The sequence below is a fragment of the Leifsonia sp. NCR5 genome (assembly GCF_002105485.1).
In the GTDB taxonomy this organism is placed as follows: domain Bacteria; phylum Actinomycetota; class Actinomycetes; order Actinomycetales; family Microbacteriaceae; genus Leifsonia.
This window is the reverse complement of sequence record NZ_NCSR01000013.1, coordinates 48,062-69,773: the sequence shown is the minus strand read 5'-3', so window position 1 is coordinate 69,773 and position 21,712 is coordinate 48,062. Positions and strand designations below refer to the sequence as shown.

Sequence of the window (21,712 nt, the reverse complement as noted above, 5' to 3'; positions counted from 1 at the left end):
ACAATTAGTGCACACGGCCGAATCTGACAGCGGAAGGCCAGACGAGTGTCAGAATGTGTCAGAGGTTGCAGGCAAGATCTGGTTTGGGGAGCCTCATGACCGTGATTCAAAGAGCGGCTGGCGTCGGAACTGGACGCCTCTTGGCCGAGCAGATGGATAAGCAGCGGATAAGCATCCGCGATCTCGCTTCTCGCGCTGGATGCGACGAGCGCACCGTTCAACGCGCGATCAGGGGCGAGACCACGCCCAAGACTCGGATTGCCGAAGAGATGGCAGCGGCCCTTGGCGTCACGGCTGAGGATCTATGGCCGCGTTTCGGCATTCGACACGCCATTCACGACGCGACCATCGAAGTCCGATTGTTCCCGTCGCGGGCCCATGTCCCAATCGATCTGTGGCGCGAGATGTTCGAGGCTGCCACCGAGCGCATCGACATCTGCGTCTACGGCGGCACCTTCCTTTGGGACGCGCTTCACGGGTTCACCCGCATCATCAAAGACGCGGCCGCGCGCGGCACGAAGATTCGTTTTGCAGTAGGCGCACCGGATTCAGAGGGTGTCCTGCGGCGCGGTGCGGAGGAGAGGATCGGCGACGCACTTGCTGCGCGTTGCAGAATGACCCTTGTCCACCTTGAGCCGCTGGGTAGCGTCGAGGGCGTTGAAATTCGCACCCATGGCACGCCGCTCTACACCTCGATGTTCTTCATCGACGACATGCTCTACGCCAACCACCACATCTTCGGCTCCCCAGCCGGAGAGAACCCCGTGATCGAGCTACCCAGAGAAGCCGAGCCCGAACTGTGGGACACCTACGCAGTCGCGTTCGACGCCGTATGGAGCAGCGCAAGACTGGCCAAGTTCCCAATCGAAAGCTGAGGCAGTGGCGCGAATCGACTACTACAACGACCCTGACGCGCCGAAGGCGAACAGCGTCGTGCCATCGACCACGGCAGTCGTACTTGACGACCAAGGACGCATTGCCCTCGTGCATCGAAAAGACAACGGGCTCTGGGCATTGCCCGGCGGCGGCATGGAACTCGGCGAAAGCATCGAGGACTGCGCTGTGCGCGAAGTCAAGGAAGAGACTGGCCTCGACGTGGAACTCACCGGCCTCGTCGGTATCTACACAAACCCCCATCACGTCATGAAATACGACGACGGAGAAGTCCGGCAGCAATTCTCGATCTGCTACACGACAAAGCTGATCGGTGGCGAGCTTGCCTTCGATTCCGAGTCGACGGAAATATTGTGGGTCGAACCCCTGGAGATCGCCGGTCTGCCGATGCACCCTTCGATGAGGCTACGGATCAACCACTACCTCGAACGACGTGATGCGCCCTACCTCGGCTGAGCAGCCCGAGCGGGCGCCAATCTAAGCTGCTCCTCGATTCGAGCAACCGTGGCAAGCAGCTCGTCAGACGATCGCGAGACCGCTGAATGCACCGGATCATCGCGCGAATAGCGAGAAAGGATTTCCGATACGCGCCTCTCGGCGTCGATTGGTGCCCCATCGGGCGCCGTGGTCATGTCCGCGTATGTCACCACGTCAAGGACGACACTGGGTGGACGATCGAACTCCGCCAGCTCGTCCGTAAGCCCGCGCTCGATTGCTTCGGCACTGGCTCCGGAATGGTGCGCGATGAGCGAGACAACCAGATCGGGCATACCAGCAGACTTGGCGAACCTCGCACCATCCACAGGATGAAAACCCGTCATTGCGATGCTCGGTGCGTAGCCAACATCATGCAGCCAAGCCGCGGCAACGACCGCGTCGGCGTCTCGTGCGAGAAGCCTCGGGGAGATATCGGACGCGGTTCTCGCAACGCCAAGGACGTGCGCCCACCGCTGGGGCATGGCAACGGCCAAACGCTCGCTCGCGAGTGTTCGAGCTCGGTCGACCAGATCCTTGTTCATCGCTACATAGCGTAGGCGCACCGCGTGGGCGCATGACCGGCAGTCACCCTAGCCAGGTATCTGGACCCCTCGCAGGGCATGACCTGCGCCGGATACGACCTTTCGATTGCTCGAGCGGCGAGGCTGAAGTTCTACCATTGAACTACACTCGCGCGGCCCGGAATCCCAGTAGAACACTGGGAAGTAACGCTGCCGCCCAGACTACCCGCTCAATGGTTTTTGGCCAAACTCACCGTTTACACCGCTTTGAGTTATTGGTGTCCGCCGAAGGTCGTTGCCCAGCGATGATTTCGTTCTGCTGGTCGAAATGGGAGCATCCCGCTACCCCGACTTGTAGTGTGCATTCATGGCTGAGGACTCGGGTGAGCATCTTCGAGCCTCAGCCGATCGCAATGCGATGTACAGAGCTCGCTGCGCAAACGTCGCAACGCTTTGTGGCGCGGCGGCGGGAGTCCTCGCAGCAGCCCTTTTCGTTCAGCAAGGGCGGCTTCATGCTGGTGTCTACCTCCATGCCGGCGTCGCTGGATTCTGCTTTCTCGTCTTGGCAACTGTCGCATTCGCTGCTGGGTCCATCTACTTTGCAGAGAGCGCCGATGCGACAGACGAGACCAAGGAGCAGCGCGACGAGAGGCTTCGGGCGCACGCCGACACCGTGTTGAATCGGATCAAGGTTCGTCTGCGGGCGGGGAAGTGGCTCGCTGGTGCTGCCGCCGTCGCAGTGTGCGTCTCCCTTGCCTTGGCGTTCTCGGAGGTTGACCAGGAACAACGGGTTCGCATTGTTGGCAATGGATTGGACACAGCCCGAGCGGCTTGTCCCTTGTTGGACGAGTCAACAGTGCTCGATGCTCAATCCGCGGACCTGTACGGCGGGAACGAGTCGGTGGCAGTGCAACTCGACTCTCGCCGGTGTCGCTTGGGCGCCGAATCGCCGACGACAACTATCTTCGTTAGCCGAAGCGATCTGGTAATCGATCGCTGATGCCAGGGATAACGGTCGCTTGGGCCGAGGCCGAACGACTCGGAGATATTTCATGGCAGGCGAGCCTCGTCGATTTGATCGGCGAACTCAACGCTGATTACGAGGTTCGCTTCGCACTCCAGGGCGAGCCAGTCAATGTGCTGGTCGTCGGTTACCGTGCCTCAGATCATCCCTCCGTTGCGGCGGGTAGGCGCGTGGCTGAGCAGGTCTATAGGTGCCGACTCGAGGACTTGGACGCAGTCGCCCTCGTCGCGTGCGACAGATGTGAGCCGGCTCTACTGGTGGACCCCATACGTGATCTACTCAAGCAGCAGGTCCCAGATCATGTGACGTTTGCCACGGGCTATAGAGCAGACTCCGCTGGCGAACTTAGTTACCACCTGAGGCAATTCCTACTTACCTACATAGGCCAAAAGAACTTAACCGGACTCAGCCTGACAAGACGCGAGCGGTCAACAATGAGAGGAGATGACTTTTGACAAACACTGGTATCGAGTGGCTGGCAGCCGTCGTCGCGCCCTGGACGGTGTCCACCCACCCAAACTTCTCGGCCCCCATCGCGGATGAGGCTAGCCGGCTGGCGTTGGTCGTGGAACGCCGACCTTTCGAGACGGACCAGACTGCGATCGCGTCCGCAGTGGCGGCGACGGAAGCTTCAAACATCGTTGCTTTGAGTGCGATGTCGCTTTCACTCGAAACGCAGGAGGACGCAATCGTCGGCCTCTGGAGTCTGGCAGAGGACCCAGCGCTCTCCTTCGGTCAGCGGGTAGCTTCGGCCGCGTTTGCCGCACTTGGGTCCCTTGAAGCGGATCAGCCGGAGCTTACTGCTGACAAGCTCGGCGAGCTCGCTCGGAATGGGAAAGAAGCGGGGTCTCGCGATTATCCCGGCAGCCATGCGCTACTCGAGGCGTATTTGCTTCTGCTCGTGTGTGCCCGCCGGCAGGACGGGCAGCAGTTTGAGTTGGCCCGTGAGGCATGCGCCGAGTGTCTTGAGATTCTTAGGCGTGAAAACTTAGGGCCGCTGGAAACCTTCCCGGTGAGCGAAGGCATCAGCTGGGACTCTTCCATGGTGCAATCGGACATTCACGCAACTCTCCTCCGTCGTGCCATGGGCGAATGGGCTCATCTTCAATTCATGCGGGATAACAGTTGGACCGCGGCCGTGCGCAGCAGGGCTACTTGGATCGACTATCGGGTTTCCGGTGCATTCGAAGACCGCGATTCGCGAGTGCTGCTTGAACAGTGGGAAGACCGGTTCGAGTCCAACTCTGGAAAGGTCGTGATGGGTCGTACCCCGCTTTCCGAACTCGGATACGGTGCCTATCTGATTGCGGAACTTTCCGGATCAAGCTCGCTAATGCATCGCGCTCGAGAATCGCTTGGCAAGCTTCGACTGCTTGCAAGCGAGAGCGGCATTTTCGAAGCACGCGAAGCCATTCGACTGCTACGACAGGCAGGAAGCACGGGGTCGCTGCAAACGGCCCTTCGATTCATTCAGAGCGAAGGGCCAAGTGACGCCCTTTACCGAGAGGCCAAGGTAATCACCGACCGCCCCTCGAGCTCCCAGAGAGCTACGGAGGCGGACCTTCTCGTGCTGGACTTCGCGGCCGACTTGCTTGACCGCGACGAGCTTATGCGGGCCATCGATATCGCTGAACGTTCGATTGACGCTGAGCGTCTCAACGGTCCTGCCGGTTGGTCGGCTCACGATAGGGTGTGGCGGACTCTGAAGCGACTAGCTCCAGGCAGCGGGGCCGACGCCTACTTAGCGCAGAAAGCGTTGGATGCGGCCACCGAAGGTGTTGATGAGCCTGTGGCCTCGGCGATCGCGCTTACTCTCGAAAGCCTGGATTGGGCTGAAGTCGAGGAAGAGCTTCGAGCGGCCTGGATCGAGTGGTACCAGTCGCAGTCGGCCGGCGCGGCAGTATTGCGTGAAGCAGTTGCTGAGTGTCTGGACTTGGACAATGTTCGCGAGCTGTCCACCGTCATCGATGTCGCGCGGCTGGTTGATGACCGGGAGCGGGATCCAGCACCTGACGATCTGGACCAAGCACAGGCCATCATTGTCGGCGCGCTCCGAACGGAGACGGCAACCGCAGTCCAGGGGGGATATTCGATCGGCGGTGTCGATCTGGGTGATGTCGCTGTTGCTTTCGCCATGCGGTTCGATTCGATCGAAGTCTGGCGTGAAGTTTGTGAAATGCTGCTCGCTAACGTCGATGCCGCCTTCAAGGCGCGAGCCCTCGAACGCATCGCGAACTTTCCGTCCCAGGTTCCGGCGACCGTTCGCGAAGTGCTCTCGACCCGGTGGGAGGCGATTTCCGGGAGTTCCTACAGGGTGTTGTTGGCGCGATCTTCTGTCAAGGAGGGGTTCCCTTCGGCGCTTCGCGCCGGGGAGTCGCTTGGCATTCAGGACGGCAGCTCGCTCGTTGACCAGCTACTGAGGTGGTCGTCGGGCGACGAAGGCTCCCGAATCGAAACAGCAAGGTCTGTGCCCGCTGCGATGACAAATACCTCCAATCCGATATGGGGTCACTACCTTCTGCTTCAGCTTTCCTACGATCGAAGCCCGGATGTTCGAGCTGAGGCCGCGAGAGCAATGGTCCGGGTACTCGCCGCGAGCACTGACGCGTCAGCCGAGCTTACGAAGCGTCTGGTGGAATTGCTGACGTCCGACGGCCAACGTGTACCTCTGCGAATAATTCATGCCATTCAGCAATTCGGGCTCGACGGACCGCTTTCGGCGCTCAGAGAGCCACTTCAGGCAATCGCGAATCAGGAGACGCCTCGCGTCCTCAGCCGTGCAGCTCGGTACGCCTTCACAGTGTCTGATGAGAGGACGTCGGACGTATAGCTGCGAGGCATCTATAGCGTGACCGCAACTCGACGGTGGCCTACGGCAGACTTGACGCGTGCGTTACGACCCGCCAAACCCTAGGCCGTTCGGGGTTTCTGACATAGAAGCAATTGAATTGTGTAGGGAGTGGATGGTCGCCCTCGGTGCAAGGGAGGCGGTCGTCTCTGCCGGTCCAGCGCGCGCGACGTGCGACCTATACAGCTCTCGGTACCTGGCCTGGGTTGACAATGGCCGTGGCAATCTCGACGTCGACGTCGTTGAGAAGGCTGCACGAGTGGCGGCAGCAGATGGCCGTCAACCGCTCATCTTCCAACGGGGCGGTGTGCGCCCCGTTGCGCAAGAACGTGCCGACGCTCTTGGGGTGGCACTGCTCAATTACCGCGAACGGGACCGTGCACTCGATGGCAGGAGTCGACTTGGGCGGGAAATCGTCGCGACCGGTCTGACAGGGACGTAACCGAACTCTGACGGCTCAGCGTGTCAATGTGGAGGACGTTGCGTCGGACGTAGGAACCGTCCGTGAAGCGTCGATTCTTGCCGCCCTGCCGAGTTCTTGGCGGGCCGCGATGCGGGACTTTTCTATGGTCTCTTCCCCGAGCTGTCGCTGCATCGTGGCCGCCAATTCTGTCTTGGCCGCCTCACCTGTTGACGCGATGATGACTGTGTCGTTCCGCGCACGTCCGCGAGTGAGTCCGACGTAGAGGCCGGCCGCGTCGACGCCTGGTCCCACGATGGCGCGATCTGTGGTCTCGCCTTGGACGCCGTATACGGTGCTGGCGTAGCCGAGGTGCAGGTTGGAGCTCGCGTATTCGCGCGTGATTCTCCGCAGCGCGGTCGAGTCGGACACGGACACCAGGGTGAGGTGCGCGTCCGTGATATTCCTAATGATCCAGTTCTGCCGATTCTCTACACCGGATGCGTTGTCGTTCCGTCGGGTCTGAACCACATCCCCAATGAAGAGGGGCTGCTCTGACTGCCCAAGCGCCGAGCGGCGTGTGTCGAGCGCGCCCGACTCTATGCGCCGGGTCTGTATCGCTTCGTTGATCTCTTGAGCCTCCGCGTGTGTCGCTGTGACGAGCGCGATAGTCTCCGCCTTTCGTGACGACTCGAGCCACGCGGCGACCATCGCCTGATGAGCCTCAGCCTCGCTGGAGACGCGCATGAGATGTCCCGTGCGTTCAATCTCCTCGGCGATCGCCCGAGACTCAGCCGAACCACGTGAGTCGCGCAGACGCGCGGACAGGTCTGCCCATTCGGGGTCGCGGAAGCGGTGGATCTCGGTGAGCTCGATCTTCTCGAATGCCGAGCGCCGGAAGAGCGCCATAGCGCCGGAATGCCCGACGGGGAGGGCTTGGTAGTCGTCGCCGACGACCGCGACGGTCGCGCCGGTGCGGTGGATGACATCGATGAGGGCGTTTGCGGCTTCGAGGTCGAGCATGCCGGCCTCGTCGACGACGATTCGATCGCCAGGGCGGATCCGCGTGCGGGCGCCCTGATATCGCTGCCCGGTGGTGGGGTCGGTGTCGCCGGGGTTGAGGCGAGTCCATTCTGTGTTCCCGGCGGCACCTGTGTTCCATCGCCAACCGTAGTCATGTAGGAGCTGGTGAAGGCTTGATGCGGCGCTGTTGGTTTCGCGTCCGGCGACGGTTGAGGCCTTCTTGGTAGGAGCGACGATGATCAAGTCGTGCCCGTGGCGGCGAAGTGCGGCGACGGCGACCTTCAGCATCGTGGTTTTGCCGGTGCCGGCGGCTCCCGTGATCGCGACGACGGAAGCGGCTCCGGCGATGGCGGAGGCGCCGTCGGTTTGGTCGTTGTCTAGGAATCGGTTCAGGTCGAGGGCGTGGGCGATCGCTGTAATCTCCTCGACTGGAGCGGGTGCACCGGGCGCCGAGAGCGCTTCGATGCGGTTGGCGATCGTGGCCTTCAATGCTGCGGTCGAGGTGGCCATGCGGGACTTGATATGCGCTGGGACGTCGCTGTCCTCCAGCAGGGTGACGGTAAGTGCTCGAGTGGATGCAACGACCTGATCGGCTATCGTGGCGAGTTCCGCGCGTTCAGCGATTACCCCGGTGGCGGCAATGGTGCGGACGGCTCCTGCTCGCAGGTCCATCATGCTGAAGCGTCCGCCCGTGCTGGTTGAGCGGGCGTCGGCATCGACGATGGCTTTCGCGGCGAGGAGTTCGATGTCGAGATCAGCGAGCGACGCCGTGGCAGCCGCGACCGGAGAGCGGTCTCGGCGCAGCGCAGGGTCGGCCGTCAGGAGTTCGTGTTGGATGAGCTTTGCCCAGTCGTCGGAGTTGAGGTCGACGGGTTTGTTGGGTCGGCCGGTGGCCCACGCCCATCGGTCGATCTGGTTCAGCACGTCGTGGGAGGGCTCTTGCCCGGGGTGCTGCTGCTTCCACCAGGCGGTGCGGACGATCTTGTTGGCTTCGATCTGCGCGGACCGCTTCGACAGCGGCCGCACCAGGTGCCGCAGTTGGGTGATCTCCCCGTCCTCGTTGAGGGTGAACCCTTTCGCGGCGAGAGCGCTGATCCAGGTCGGGTCGGTGCGGGAGGCGAGGTCGCCCTCGGCGTTGATCACGTTCTGCAACCTCAATGCCACTCTCGTGTCGATGTTGGACCATTTGCCGTCGACGCCTTGGACTTTGACGTTCAGCCAGAGGTGGCGGTGCTTGTGCGGATCCAACGAACGAGAACGTTCGTGGCGGAGCTCAACGACCTCGATCCGGGCCAGGTTCTCCCGGATAGTGCCGCCTTTGCCGCGGCGGGCGTTGAGCTCGGACTGCCACAGCTTCACAATCCGGTCGCGGAGTCGGTCTTGCAGATCCTCGTAGGCTGCGGCCAGATCGGTGTCCAGCATGGCGGCGATCGAGAACGACTTTGGTGCGTTGATTGTCGTATCCAGAATCAGGTCCGCGACCGGGGACTCGAGGTCCCGACCACGGCGCTCCCCGGTGAGCGGGTCGGACCCGTCGACCCACGCTTTGAGCTGATCCCGGGTGAGGAGGTCATCGCGGATGGCGCCGTTCTCGACGATGTAGCGGGTCATCACCGCGTCGGCGTAGCCGGCGGCGGCGATCACACCGTCGGCAGTTTTGGCGGTGAGGGTCGCGTCACAAACCCCGTTGAACGCGTAGTCGACGGCTTGCTTGACACCATGGGACTGCTGTCCCCGCTTCCACCTGGCTACTCCACCTCGCACCCGCACTCACCTCCCGCGCACCTCGTCTCGGGCTTCCCGAAATGGGCAGTCTTGTCCTTTCGAAAAAGACTCCGTCTACTTAGAACTTCCGGTTCCAAGGTCGTTTTGGCGCGCAAACGGCCCAAACGTCCGAAACCCGCTAGAAACTCATCAGAGTCGAGCGGCTTCTCCCCTTGGTGAGCCGTGCCGGGAGGCCACGCGAACATGGCCCGCCTAACCACCGATGTGGGTTTGAGACGACTGCGGCGCAGCGTGTTCGATGGTGCGGTCGCAGAGGCGGACAGCGGACGTGCAGGCCGCTTCTGCTGTAAATCCGGCGAGCTTTCCGGAGCCGCCGACGGCGTACTGCGCCGCGGTGCGGTTCCCGAAAGCGGTGCCCTCATACCTACACGTTGTGTTTCCGAGGAGGTTTTGACGCGCAAATTCGAATTTCGCAGAAACCGTTCACTGCCCGACCGCATCTCGCCGCCGGGCATTCCCCCTTTCCAACTCGCCAAACAGCCCGACCGCGCAGTCGAGTCGACAGTGGGTGGGTCAGAAGTGTGCGGACTGCAGCGGGATGACCCAGAGCGAGACGGGTGAGGTTGACGAACGGCACACATGCCGTCTCCGCTGTGAGGGCGGCGAGCCAGCCGATTGCAGTGTGCGGGTCGGCCGCGATCGCCCATCCGTCCATCACGTATGTGCTGACTGTCTCAACGCTTTTCTTTTTCCCCGCTGCGGTCGGGTTTGAGGACCCTTCCACGCCGATGAGTCCGCCTTGCAGTTCCGGTGCCATGTTGCTGGTGTCGATGATGAATACCCGCATCTCACTCACTCCCAAGGTCGATCGTTTTGAGCGCCTTTCCGGCGAGTGATCGATAGCGAGTGGGAGGCGCGCAGTGCCGGGTCTGTGGAATAGCGGAGCGGAGTGAGCATATGCCGCGAAAGCCCGGCACGGAGCTCCGGGAACGAACTACGATCGGGCGACGGAAAGGCCCTCAATCCTCAGCAGCGCTGCGCCGTCTGCGGCGTCCTCGTCCATCGGCATGCGGTCATGATTGTGGCCCCGTCATCGTCTCGGGTTACAACGCGGGACCACTTCTCAGACACCCTGCATCACCATGTCGCACAGTCGCAAGTAGACGCCGTTCTCCACGAGGATCAGTGTTGCGCGATGCGGATCGCTCGACGTCGAACGCCGGGAAGATGGAGGTGATCGTGTTGACGCGGGAGTCCTCTGAATCCGGGTCTGGCGCAGGCCGTTCCACTTAAGTGCCTGCGTGCATTTCGCTGTTGGTTCCATATGTCCTCTGGCTTGTCTCGTTCGCCTATGGCCTTGGGCTCTATGTCTATATGTCATACCCTTCGTCGTCTGGCCCCTCTGTCTGGGCCTCTCTCCTCAGCTGGTTTAGCGCTCGATCTTCTGTGACTACACCAGCCGTCGGCAGCGTCAGCTGCGAGGCACTAACCGCTACGGGGCGAAGGCCGCGCGAGGGCGGGCGCCCCGCTACCGCCGTCGCCGCAGCCCGGATGTCATGCCGGCGATCGCCTGGGCGATTCCGTCGGTCGTCGCCACCCGGGGAGCGGTGGACTCCGACGAGATGGCGCCGAGCTGTTCGGCGCTGCTGCCGCCGAGGCCGCAGGTCAGAACGCGGATGCCGGCGGCAGTAAGTCGCTCGGCCTCTTTGGCGGCCGCGGCGGCATCGCCGAGGTCGCCGTCGCCGAAGATCGCGATGACGCGGTCTCCCGACTTGTCCGCGAGCGCGGCCTCGCAAAGCCGGAGAGTCGGGACGATGTTGTTTCCACCGTTCGCGACTGCTCCGTGGAAGAGCCGGATCGCGGGGTCGGGATCACGTGACAGCTCCGTGGCCCTCTCGACGTCGTGATGCCAGAGGACGCCGCCTACGGAGTAGCCGCTCTCCACGGCCTCCCTGACGAATACCTCGCATCCGCGTGCGGCCTGCGTCAGGTGCGACCCCATGGCCATGGATCCGCTGACATCGAGGCAAAGTATTACGGAGCCGCCGAATTGAGCTTGGACCGCCTCCAGATGCGGGCCGACGGGGTACTGCGTCAGCCCGGCAGCGTCGTAGGTGCGCTTGAGCCATTTCATTCCGTAGTCATCCCTTCACCAGGAGTCCGGACACGACGCGACGGAGTTCAGCAGCTTCGTGCGCGTCGGCGACGCCCTCCATGTAGGACTCGAGTACCAGTTCGCGGCCGGATCCTCGCTCTCGCGCGACGCACTCGATACGGCCGTCCGTTCCGATCGACACCGAGACGTCGATGGGTGAGCCCGACGGGAGGTCGGCCGGAAGGCCGGTGAGTTCCCCGTCCAGAATCCGCCTGTTGAAGGCGAGATCGGAGCCCGCGACGGAGCCTGCCTGTTCCATGAGCTCGATACGGATGCGATTCTGACCGTCGACGACGGTCGCGAAGGTCGTGGTCACCTCTCGCACGGGGAGCGGAGCGTTCGCCGGGATGATGTGCTCGACGATAATCCCCTTCCCGGAGGGGTCGTGGCTGTCGTGGATCTTCACGCCGATCGCGCGCGGGACGACCGAGCGCACCGGGCGGCTCGCGAGCAGTCGGGCCGCCGCCGGAGACGAAAGCAGCCTGGCGGCGGCGGGTTCGGCCCCTGTCCCCGACAGGGCGCGCGCGTGGATCGCCGCGCCCTTAGCCACCGCAGTGTCCGGATCGCTCAACCGGACGGGCACCCGCAGATAGTCCTGGAGCGCCAGCGTGATCGCCGGCATTCGTGTCGAGCCTCCGGTGAGCAGCACCTGGCTCGGCGCCGGTGCGCCGAGAGCCGTCGCCGCAGAGATCACCCGGTCGACGACGCGGAGGGTCTCGTGGACGAGCGACGCCGTCGCAGCCTCGAACTCGGCGCGGGTCACCGCGATGCGAGCGCTCTTCCCGCCACGGCTGATCGGCAGGGCCGCGGACTCGGCGCGCGACAACTTCTTCTTGAGCTCCTCGGCGTCGGCATAGACTCGGAGGGCGAACTCCTCGTCGTCGAGAGCGGCCTCGTCGTCGGTCATCGACGCGTACCGCTCCAGCAGCAGCGCGCCGAGTCGTTCGTCGAAGTCCAGCCCGCCGAGCCGGCTGGCGCCGTCCACGGCCACCACACGCGGCCCCTGGTCGGTGAGCCGGATGACCGTCGCGTCGAACGTCCCGCCGCCCAGGTCGTAGACGAGTACGGAGCCTCGGTCTTCGGACGTCACGCCGTAGGACAGCGCGGCAGCGACCGGCTCGGCCACGAGGTCGAGCGTCTCCAGCCCCGCGATGCGCGCGGCGGCGGCCGTCGCCTCCCGTTCCGCCGTCCCGAAGTAGGCCGGCACGGTCACGACAGCGGCCAGGTCTCCTGGGGGGCATCCGAGCGCGCGGGCGGCCCCTTCGGCGAGTGCTCGCAGGACGATTGCGGAGATCGCTTCAGGACGGTAGCTCTCGCCGTCGAACTCCAGAGCGAAGTCTGTGCCCATCTGGCGTTTGATTCCGGCCACGACACGGTCCGGGTCGACCGGTGCCGTCCGTTTGGCCTCCGCCCCGACCACCACGGATCCGGCCGACTCGAAGTGGACGACCGACGGCGTGAGCGCTGAGCCCTCGGCATTGTCGATGATGCGCAGCGAGCCGTCGTCGGTCACCGAGGCGACGACGCTGAACGTCGTCCCCAGATCGATTCCGATGGGTGTCGTCATGGTCTGCTTCTCCCCTGATGTCGGTATGCGCGGCGCAGGATCTGCTCGGCGACGTCGTCGGACAGCCTGCTGCGGTGCACCGCCTGGTGGACCTGGCACCGCAGGACTCGGGTGCTTCCCGCGTCGCCCAGCCACGCAGACAGCCGGCCGGCCTCGGCACTCGCCCAGTCCTCCACGCCGCCGAGCTCGACGCGCCAGTTCGCCGACGCGAGCGATCCGAGGCCGGTGCGCGGGCTGGTCCGCAACCAGACGGCAGCCGGAACCCGCACTCGGCACGGGGTTCCGCAGTCGGGGCAGAGCGCGGCGGCGCCCGTGCGCGGTACTGAATGGTCCTTGGCCGATCGTGTCGTCGGGGTCGAATGATCGGCCCAGATCGAGAAGAGGGCCGTTAGCTGGTTGGTGACGGCTGTCGCCGACGGGAGGATGCCCGCTCGGCGCTCTGCGACAAGCAACCTCCGCAGCCCGGCCCAGGCCAGACAGTCGATCGGAGCCCCGACTTCGCGTTCCGCTGTTCCGAGCAGGGCGCGTACGTGGTCGTCCAGCATCTCGCCGTCACCGGATTCGCCGGCGCGGCAGCCCAGGAGGAAGAGCGACATGGGCACCTCGGCGCGATCCGCCGCGCGCCAGGCGCGGAAGTGCCTCTCTGGCTCGACGCCGTCGCAGCAGGGCCAGCGTGCCGCGTCACGTGCGACCGCCAGCGTTTTCGACGCTGAGCCCTCAGTGCGTCGCGCCGGCCGGGCGAGCTCCACGGCGATCGTCTGCGGTGCAGGCTCCTGGCGCGTGGACACTACGACTTGGCCGCGGGCGAGGCTCCCGAAGAGGGACGACTCGTGTTCGGCGAGGCCGACAGCAGCCGCCATCACGCGCTGATCGTCGGCCGAGACCGTGCGGTGCACGATCTTCAGATTGGTATTGCGGACGACATCCGAGGCGACGCGTGCCGGGCTCTGGTCGACCACGATCACCTGTTGCCCGAAGCTGCGGACCTCGGCGAGCATGCTCGACAGGAGTTGCGCGGAGGCGGAGCGGGCGCTGCCCCGTTCCGGGTCGCTGTCGTCGCGCACCTCGGGGAGGACCCGGTGCGCCTCTTCGAGCACGAGCAGATGCTCGACGTTGCGGGGGGCTCTCCGGGAGCGTGCCCTCGACCAGGTGGCGAGTGCGAGCAGGAGGACCAGGAAGGAACGCTCCTCGTCGTCCACGATGTCGGCCAGCGTCACGACGGTCGGGCGGTTGAAGAGCCGGTCGACCATCGAGGAGTCCGGCCACGCGAAGCGATGCGCGCGTGTCGGGGAGAGTAGAAGGTTGAGCCGGGTCAGCAGCGATGCCCGGATGTTCGACTGCGCCTCCTGCGCATACCCGAGGTTGTCGACGAGGCCGTCGACGGCGTCGCGCACGTCGAACAGCTCCGTCCCCGGCGGGCCGCCGGGCTGCAGTGTGACCTGGTCGAAGAGCTGGGTGACGACGTACGGCGTCGGCGAAGGCATTGTGAAGGCCCCGCGGAAGGCCTGCGCGACACGGGCGACATGCGCGCGCTGGTCGCCATCGGCACCCGGTGCGAAGAGGTTGAGGCTCAGCTCGCTTCCCGTCAACACCTGAAGACCGCCGTCGAAGAGCCCGGCGGAGGCCGAGTACTCGTCCTTTACCGGGTCGAGGACCAGGAACGGAATGCGGTGGCGGTTCCACGCCTCGCTGAGTAGACGGTGGAGGGTGGCCGTCTTGCCCGATCCGGTCGTCCCCGTGACGAACGCGTGGCCCTCCAGGTCAGTGAGCCCGATCACGGCGCGAACGGTCGTCGACCAGTAGGCTCCGAGGTCGAGAGCGGCGCCAGAGCCGTCCGGGCGTCGCGCTGCGGGCGGAGCCGGGCGCACGGCGAGGCCGGGAGTCGACCGCCGGGGGGAGCGGAGCATGGCCGCGGCCTCGTCCGACGTGACGATGGACAGGGGCTCGTCGCCGGCCGCGGCCTGAACTTCGGCGTCGTACGCGATGAACCTCCGGCCTTCGTCATGCGGGACCGCCCCTCTCAGGGCGGCCACGACCTCCTGCGCCGTCCACGGGTCGCTACCGAATGCCCAGACCGCGGTCTTCCAGAGGCCACCCGCGCCGCCTTCGGCCAGCTGGCCGAGGATCGCGTCGAGCCAGAGCTGCACGCGAGCCCACTGAGCAGAGACGGCCGTCACCGTGCGGGTGGTGGCCTCGTGACGCGTCGACGTGAGGTTGTCGGCGGCGACGACGGCGAGCCGGACGGCCGCGCGTTGCGCATCCCGGACCTCCAGCTGGTGCACCGAACGGAAGCTCAGGATGACGGTCCAGTCTCCTGCGACGGTGGAGAGCCGTTCGAGGAGGCTCGGTCGCTCGTCGCCTGCGCCTCGTCCGTCCGCCTTCGTCTCCGCCTGGAGACGAAGGCGGACGCCGTGGCCGAGCCACTCCCGCCAGTGGGCGCTCGGGCGGGCGGGGGCGGCGTCGCAGTCCGGAGCGAGCTGCAGGCGGATCCGCCCCGTCAGCTGCGGGTGCCCGCCCGACACGAAGAGCTCGACGCCGCTCGCGTCCGTGTGCTGGACCATCACGGTGCACTCGCTGAGCAGGCCTCCTGATGCGGCGGCCAGGACGGTGGTGAACGGGGAGTTGCGATCGGCCGTCCCGGGAGGAAACGCGGAGATCCGCAGCCAGTCGTCGCCAGCGGGTACGCTCGGCCCGCGATGCCCGCGTGCCGGTGGTTCGTCGCTGCTGAGCTCGTCCAGGATGGCGCTCGCGTCCTGATCCGCTCCGGCGAGCCCGAGGATCGTGAGAGTGTGTGGGTCCGCCACGGGCTACTTCTCGAGTTCGGCGGCGATCACGTCGTCCGCCCGCTCGCGGAGCCGGAGGCGGCGGACCGCGCCGTTGTCCGCCACGATCCAGCGGGGCGAGCCGACAGGGGGCTCGCCGAGCTCACGACGCCACGCGAAGCTCCAGCCGTTCTCCCGCCGCGTGGCGGCGTAATTCGCTCCGGCGGCCGCATCCGAGCCGGAATCGCGCAGCGCAGCCCGCGCCTGCTCTTCGCTGATCGGCGTCACCATATCCGCTCCCCTCGTCCGTTCCACGCCATGGCCAGATGCGTCTGATTCTCCCCGAGTTCGTAGATGCTTCCCGGAGCCCACGGGAATGTCTCACCGGTCTGCCCGTCGCAGACTCTGAGCTCGCCGTGATGATTGACCACGTTGTAGGCGTGCCCGAGCCTGTCGTCGTCGAAGTCGAACGACGTCTGGACGATGGCGCTGGAGCCGTGTCCGCCCGCTTCGAGCCGCTCCCGCAGTATGTCGGTCTGCGGCGTCTCCGTGAATCGCTCGCCGGCCCACTCCTCGGTCTCGGCAGGGAACTCGCCCTTATACGGGTTGCCGTCGGCATCGATCTGGACGAGGCGTCCTGCGGCTTCTTCGTGGTCGCCGCGCCAGGTGCGCTCCACACTCCTCGCGCAGTCGGCGCAGTTGATGTCGTAGCAGCCGGAGGGGTCGCCGAAGTCGGGGTTGATCCGTCGGACCACCTCGTCCGGATCTCCGAACCGCTCGACGGGATACGTCCGGGCCAACGGCTCGAGGAACTCGCCGTCGTGCTCGGCGCGGAACTCTCGCAGCGGCTGATCGCGATAGCCGACGTCGACGCGCCGGACTCCGTCGAACGCGGAGTCTACGCGCTCGCCCGGTTCGATCCGCTCCGCCTCCGGCTGGCCGTGCAGTTCGGCGTTCCCCGGCTCGATGCCTTCCATTCTCATCCGTCACCTCCCGAACGTTTGGATGAGCCCCACCAGGATGAGGATGAGCATGATGAGGAAGAGCACTCCGGCGATCGTCTGGGCACGCGCGGCCCGGATTCGCGGATCGATGCGTCCGCGGGTGACGGCCCCGGTTCGTAGGCTCGTCACCGCGTCGACCCGGAGGACATGGGAGCCGTTGACGCGGCCCGACACCTCCACGGCCTCGCCGAGCTTGAGGAAGCCTCCGCGCATCTCGCCGCGGATCACGCAGTCGTAGGTCGTCCCCTCGTCGGAGGTGACGACGAACGGGGTGATCGGGATCTGCAGCTGGTCGGGCCCGTTCCTCGTTCGACGGCCGCCGAGCAAGCTCGGGATCAGCAGCATCCTCAGCGGCGCGAACAGCAGCCCGAGCGCCACGCCGATCGCTCGGGGGATGGCCGTGAGCGCGCTCGACGCCGCCGAGCCCATGGCATTGCGTGCTGCCATGCTCACGGATTCGACCCGTTCGGCGCCGATCTCCTCGATGGTGCCGCGCAGTCTCACCGGACCCCGGGTGATCGCGTGACCCGGAGGCCGCGCCGTCGGGGCGCCCGAAGAAGAGGGCGGAGCGTACGACGCCGCGGACGGCGGCGCCGGGGGAGGCCCGCCGGGCGGCTGGTAGGAGGTCGACGAGGGCGGCGGACTTGTTCGCGGCGGAACCGGCGGCGGCTGAACCAGCGGCGGGACGGGTGCGGCTGTTCTGGGCGATGTCGGAGGCGCGACGGGAACGGCGGAGACCGGAGGGGAAACCGGTCGTGCGGAGGTGGGTGTCGGGGCCGGAGACGGTGTCGCCGCGCGCGGCACCGTTCCGGAAGCATCGCCGTCCGGGCGTTTGGTGATCGCGGTCGACCGATAGCCGCATCGCATGCAGACGCCGGCCCCGCTCAGCCCGCCTGAGCAGCGCGGGCAAATCGCAGCCACGGTCAGCGTCCCCAGGGGAACGGAATGGAGCTCGCGACAGTGCGCTGGGCATCGGTCAGCGTCTGCCACGACGACGTCACGATCTGCATACCCTGGCCGTCGTGGAGGAACCAGAGCACGGCGGCGACGAGGCCGGCCGCCACCAGGCCGATGTGCAGGATGGTCCAGAGCACGCGGTAGACGCCGTATGCAAGCGGGAGTCCGTTTCTCATGTCTTCTCCTCGTTCTCAGGCGCGGGTAGACGTCGTGGCGGCGGCCGGCGCGCCGACGACGGTGGGAGGTGGCGCGAAGACGCTGCCGAGCTTCAAAGGCGCCTGCGCCTCGGAGAAGAGCCAGTCCAGGACCCACCACGGGTTGAGCCTGTCCTCGAGGTCGTGCTCGCGCATCGAGTCGACCACAAAGAATCGGACCTCGCGGAAGTCCTTCTCGAACCGTCGGACCATCAGGTCGGAGCCGTGTTCGATCAGCCAGCTGCGGATCGACGCGCTGTCGTCGACATCTAGGTCCTTTGCGACGGGAAGCTGCGTGAGGATGTCGCCCTTGGTGAGGACGACGGCGAGCCCACGCCGTCCGACGGGCACGGCTTCTGCGCGGAGCCGGTCGACAGCGGCGGCGTAGGCCTCCTCCTGGTCGCCGGAGGCGAGGAGCACGGACTTCGCGAGCCGCGAGCGGTTGTAGTGATCGACGACCCCTGGCAACGCCAGCGGGTCGAGGGCCAGGATGAGCCCGGCGGCGGTGTCGAGGTAGCGCAGCTTCGCCGTCTCGTCCCAGCTGGTGAAGGCCTCACCAGCGGCGTCCATCACCTGCAGCTCGACGTTCGTGGTGTCCCTCGTGAGGAGGAACGGCAGACCGACTGGGCGTTCGTGCTGCGTCTTGGAGGTCGCTGCGCTTTGCTGCATCCGCGTCTGCGCCTGCGAGAGGAACAGCCGCGCGTGGTCGTTGAGCGGCGTCATCGTGCCCGAGGCCACGGGCATCAGCTTCGCGATCTCCACGACCAGGGCGTCCAGGAGGCGGCTCTTGCCCGCGGCGACGCTTCCCATCATGGCGATCTGCACGGTCTGGCGCCCGCCGCTGCCCTCGGCCAGCTCCTCCTTGCAGTAGGGGCAGATCGCGGTGAGCCGGCGGGCAGCCGCCGAGACCGTGTTGGGAAGCCGCGTGCCGCACGAGCACCGGCGCGTGATCAGGCCGAGCGGGCCAGGAAGCATCGTCCAGTGGATCTTCCCGCAGTCGGGGTTGGAGCAGCGGTAGCCGGGCAGCGTGGACTCGCCGTAGCAGTGCGGGCACATGATGGAGGCGTTCAACCGCTGACGGTCGCTGATGTCGAAGAGTCGGTAGAGCAGGAGCGCGAGCTGTTGCAGCGCGGTGATCGCGACACCGATCACGCCCATGACAAGGAACCACGCCAGTGCGGAGAGCCACGCGCCGAGGAGGTATCCCAGGAAGATCGGGAGGATCAGCGCGATCCAGCCGGAGCGCGGGATGATGCGCCCCAGCCAGCGGAAGACGGCGGCGACGGTTCCGTCGCTGTTCCGGGCGAGCGTCCCCTTCGGGATCCGTGCGACGAACCACCGCCAGAACACACCGACGTGCGTCCGGACTTCACGGGCCACGGCCTTGGTGTCCTCGCGAGCCTGGAACGGCATGTAGTTGGGCCACGCCGAGTCCCAGCCGTACTCGGCGTTCGGGCTCCGGGGTTTTCCGCGGAGGACCTTCCCGCCGACCAGATCCGTCGGAGTGATCTGCCACAGGTGCGCCTTACCGCGCCCCACGAGCACGCGCACGGGGAGGACGGCACCGGCGATCATGCCCGCCAGGAACCCGCCCAGGAGCGCGACTCCCCAGTACACGAGCACGTAGGAGAAGACGCGGGCGAGCAGCGCGGCGATGATCCACACAGCGAACACAATGGCGGCCATGATCAGGCCGGCGGCGATGATCCAGGCAATGACTTCGCCCATCAGCGATCGGTCCCCTTTCCTCCGAAGAGCGATCTGGCCCCGCGCAGCACGCCACGGGACACGCGTCCTCTGCCCTGGTCTGCCAGGTAAGCATCCAGTCGGACCTGCTCGTCCGGAGCGAGCGTGCGTTCCGCGTCGGCCAGGAGCTGCTGGCGCGTCGCCTCGGTTCGCCGGTCGTCCCATACGGCGTCCAACGCCGATTTCGCGACGTCGCTCCACCGGCCGGCCGACGGGTCGAGCAAACGGGCGGCCGAGGCGAGCGCTGTGGTGTCGCCGCGGCGCAGGTCGGCGACGAGCACCTCTCGGAACTCGGTCATCAGGGTCTCCGGCTCCCGCCCGGCCAGGCGGAGCGCCCCCTGGAGGTCATCGCAGACGAGAATGGAGCGTAGGATCCAGTCGCCGTAGATCGGCGCCAGTGACCCCGCGAACTCGCGGTTCAGTGCCGCCAGGGCCGGATTCGGGACCGTGGAGCGGCGTTCGACGGACTGCTCGAACAGCGGCATGATGCGACGCTGGGCGGCTGCGGCGGAGCGGAGCGCGGCCGGCGTCGCGTCGCCGAGCCGGTCGATCTGATGGAGGACGTTCGCCGCGCCGGTGCGCCGCCACTCCGTGTGCCGATCGACCGAGGCGAGGATCCGCTCGATCTCGACCGCCAGCTGGGGATCGAGTGCGCGGTGTACCTTCACCCAGTGGGCGACCTCCATCGGATGGAGCCCATCGGCGGTCGGAAGGAAAGCGCGCCACCCGGCGCCCGGCACCGAACCCTGCACCTGGGCGAGGACCTCCGCCCGCCGATCGGTGGAGGCTCCGCGCAGTTCCCTGACCGCGAACCAGGGAGCAAGGGGCGCGGGGTCGTCCGGGCGCCACGGGCTCGGTGCGAGCCAGTCCCAGGATCCGGCCACGAGAGCGGCGATCGCCGCAGGGTCTCCGCGGTCGAGTCGTCGCCCGAGCTCGTTGACCAGACGCTCGGTCACGGTGTCGGAGAGCGCCCAGCGGCGGGCGTCCGCACCGAGACCCGGACGGGCCGCCCACTGGGCGGCCAAGCGGTCGATGGGTAGCGAGACATCCGCGGCGGACAGCGATGTGTCCAGATATCCGGCGCGGACGAAGTAGGCCGGCAGCAGGTCGGGATCGGCGACGGCGAGGACACCGGCCAGCAACCGACCGGCGTGCGCCCGGGCCTCCGCATCGTCCCACTGGATGCGTCCGTCGACGCGGGGTTCCTGCCGCGCCCATTCGCGCGCGTCCTCGGGCCGTGCCGCGGCCCACTCCAGAACGCAGAGAGCAAGGCTCTGCGCCAGACCTGCGTCGCCCGCGTTGTGCGCCGCGGAGAGTGCCGCATCGATGCGCAGGAGATCGGACGCGTCGGTCGGTGCGCAGCCGGCGACGATGTCGGCGAGCTCGTCGCCATAGGCTTCGAGCTCGTCGAGCTCACCGGCGACGGCGAGCGCGAAGATGACGTCCAGCGCGGTGTGCAGCTCGTCCACCCCGACGGCCGCCCGCGTCGTGGCCATGGCCGCGAGCTCCGCGCCACGGGCGGCGGTGTCCGCGTCGAGGTGCTGACTCCAGCGCCGGCTCACTTCGATCGCATCGAGGGACTCGTACGGGTCCCCGAGGAGGAACCATCGCGCGTGGCGTACGGCAGACGGTGACGGGCTGATGGCTGTGAAGCGCCGGTCGAGAAGGTCGAGCAGGTTGACACCGCTCGCCTCGGCCGACTCGACCGTGAGCTCGGGGCTCAGCGCCGGATGAGCGCCCACGATGTGGGCATCCTGCGCGAGAGGCTCGTCCGAGAACACCCGGAACCCGAGCCGCAAGGCGCTCTCGGCGTCGAGGAAACGCGACAGCAGAGCCACCCAGCGCATGACGACGGCCTGGTCGGTATGCCGGATCAGCAGCTTGACACGGGGCGAGGCCTGCGTCTGCTCCAGCATCGTGAGGATCATCGGCAGAGCATCCCGCGCCCACTCGTCGTCGGTGATGAGCGTGTGCAGCCCGACCACGTCGAACGCCTCCGAGACCTCGACGGGAGTCTGCCACGGGTCGAGATCCTGCGCGCTCGGGCGGCCCAGATCCCAAGAGGGGGACGAGTATAGCTGCGCCGGTCGCAGGGGCAGGATGTCGTACGGGTCGGACGTCATCACCGTGACCGTCAGCTGGTTGCCCGGCCGGCCGCCGATGGTGTCGCCGCTGCTGTATCCGCGACTGAGGTACAGGCGGTCACCGTCGCGGACGTAGGCGCACGTCGGCGGGTGCTGCGCCCAGTCCGCGGCCGCAAGCTGTCGCGGGACCACGTGCTGGATGGCAGCCCCGCGGGCGACGGTCTCATCCCGTAGCGTCGCACCGGGAGAGTGCGCGATGAACTGGAAGCCCGTGCCGCCGTGCAGAGCTTCGCCCTCTGCGCTGTCCGAATACACTAGGATGTCGAGCATC

17 protein-coding genes are annotated in these 21,712 nt (G+C 66.2%); 6 read left to right on the top strand and 11 right to left on the bottom strand.

The annotated features are described in order from the left end of the window. The first annotated feature begins 95 nt into the window (after positions 1 to 95). Positions 96 to 875 (top strand): helix-turn-helix domain-containing protein, encoded by a 780-nt coding sequence (locus B7438_RS12260; protein WP_179150806.1) that lies wholly within the window; start codon positions 96 to 98, stop codon positions 873 to 875. A gap of 4 nt (positions 876 to 879) precedes the next feature. Beyond that, positions 880 to 1,350, top strand: coding sequence for an NUDIX hydrolase (locus B7438_RS12255; RefSeq protein ID WP_085369884.1), 471 nt, complete (start codon positions 880 to 882; stop codon positions 1,348 to 1,350). Here B7438_RS12255 and B7438_RS12250 read toward each other — a convergent pair. After that, positions 1,338 to 1,913 carry an HD domain-containing protein gene (locus tag B7438_RS12250; protein WP_085369883.1) on the bottom strand — a complete coding sequence of 192 codons (576 nt, stop codon included), beginning with the start codon at positions 1,911 to 1,913 and terminating at the stop codon, positions 1,338 to 1,340. The two genes, B7438_RS12255 and B7438_RS12250, sit on opposite strands and share 13 nt — an antisense overlap. A gap of 346 nt (positions 1,914 to 2,259) precedes the next feature. Between B7438_RS12250 and B7438_RS12245 the strand changes: the two genes are divergently transcribed. Genes B7438_RS12245 through B7438_RS12240 form a run of 3 tightly spaced genes read left to right on the top strand, consistent with a single transcriptional unit; the run spans position 2,260 to position 5,746 of the window. Continuing rightward, the gene (locus B7438_RS12245) at positions 2,260 to 2,892 is read left to right on the top strand and encodes a hypothetical protein (RefSeq protein WP_143465878.1); all 633 of its coding nucleotides are present in this window, start codon (positions 2,260 to 2,262) and stop codon (positions 2,890 to 2,892) included. Next, entirely contained in the window at positions 2,892 to 3,371 is a 480-nt protein-coding gene (locus B7438_RS20305) for a hypothetical protein (protein ID WP_143465876.1), read from the top strand. Before B7438_RS12245 ends, B7438_RS20305 begins: the two co-directional genes overlap by 1 nt. After that, positions 3,368 to 5,746, top strand: coding sequence for a hypothetical protein (locus B7438_RS12240; protein WP_085369881.1), 2,379 nt, complete (start codon positions 3,368 to 3,370; stop codon positions 5,744 to 5,746). The genes B7438_RS20305 and B7438_RS12240 overlap by 4 nt, the downstream gene beginning before the upstream one ends. Positions 5,747 to 6,221: 475 nt before the next feature. Here the strand turns inward: B7438_RS12240 and B7438_RS12235 are convergent, their stop codons facing one another. Beyond that, positions 6,222 to 8,831: an AAA family ATPase gene (locus B7438_RS12235; RefSeq protein WP_256922005.1), complete on the bottom strand. Its 2,610-nt coding sequence runs from the start codon at positions 8,829 to 8,831 to the stop codon at positions 6,222 to 6,224. 704 nt (positions 8,832 to 9,535) lie between these two features. Here B7438_RS12235 and B7438_RS12230 point away from each other — a divergent pair. After that, entirely contained in the window at positions 9,536 to 9,808 is a 273-nt protein-coding gene (locus tag B7438_RS12230) for a hypothetical protein (protein ID WP_143465874.1), read from the top strand. Positions 9,809 to 10,440: 632 nt separating this feature from the next. On the opposite strand, the gene B7438_RS12225 is transcribed toward B7438_RS12230, so the two are convergent. The 9 genes from B7438_RS12225 to B7438_RS20300 all read right to left on the bottom strand — a co-directional run bounded on the left by B7438_RS12225 (position 10,441) and on the right by B7438_RS20300 (position 21,711). Beyond that, positions 10,441 to 11,046, bottom strand: a complete 606-nt coding sequence (locus B7438_RS12225; RefSeq protein WP_085369878.1) for a VWA domain-containing protein — start codon at positions 11,044 to 11,046, stop codon at positions 10,441 to 10,443. Between the two features lie 7 nt (positions 11,047 to 11,053). Continuing rightward, positions 11,054 to 12,634, bottom strand: coding sequence for an Hsp70 family protein (locus B7438_RS12220; RefSeq protein ID WP_085369877.1), 1,581 nt, complete (start codon positions 12,632 to 12,634; stop codon positions 11,054 to 11,056). Then, positions 12,631 to 15,438, bottom strand: coding sequence for an ATP-binding protein (locus tag B7438_RS12215; protein ID WP_085369876.1), 2,808 nt, complete (start codon positions 15,436 to 15,438; stop codon positions 12,631 to 12,633). Before B7438_RS12215 ends, B7438_RS12220 begins: the two co-directional genes overlap by 4 nt. A gap of 3 nt (positions 15,439 to 15,441) precedes the next feature. Then, positions 15,442 to 15,687, bottom strand: a complete 246-nt coding sequence (locus B7438_RS12210; RefSeq protein WP_085369875.1) for a hypothetical protein — start codon at positions 15,685 to 15,687, stop codon at positions 15,442 to 15,444. Then, positions 15,681 to 16,373, bottom strand: a complete 693-nt coding sequence (locus B7438_RS12205) for a toxin glutamine deamidase domain-containing protein (RefSeq protein WP_179150805.1) — start codon at positions 16,371 to 16,373, stop codon at positions 15,681 to 15,683. The genes B7438_RS12210 and B7438_RS12205 overlap by 7 nt, the downstream gene beginning before the upstream one ends. A 9-nt stretch (positions 16,374 to 16,382) precedes the next feature. Next, entirely contained in the window at positions 16,383 to 16,847 is a 465-nt protein-coding gene (locus B7438_RS12200) for a hypothetical protein (RefSeq protein WP_143465872.1), read from the bottom strand. 476 nt (positions 16,848 to 17,323) lie between these two features. Further along, positions 17,324 to 17,533 (bottom strand): hypothetical protein, encoded by a 210-nt coding sequence (locus tag B7438_RS12195; RefSeq protein WP_085369872.1) that lies wholly within the window; start codon positions 17,531 to 17,533, stop codon positions 17,324 to 17,326. A gap of 15 nt (positions 17,534 to 17,548) precedes the next feature. After that, a complete protein-coding gene (locus B7438_RS12190) occupies positions 17,549 to 19,279 on the bottom strand; it encodes a hypothetical protein (protein WP_143465870.1) in 1,731 nt (576 codons plus the stop codon). Next, positions 19,279 to 21,711, bottom strand: coding sequence for a hypothetical protein (locus B7438_RS20300; protein WP_143465869.1), 2,433 nt, complete (start codon positions 21,709 to 21,711; stop codon positions 19,279 to 19,281). Before B7438_RS20300 ends, B7438_RS12190 begins: the two co-directional genes overlap by 1 nt. Position 21,712 lies beyond the last annotated feature (1 nt).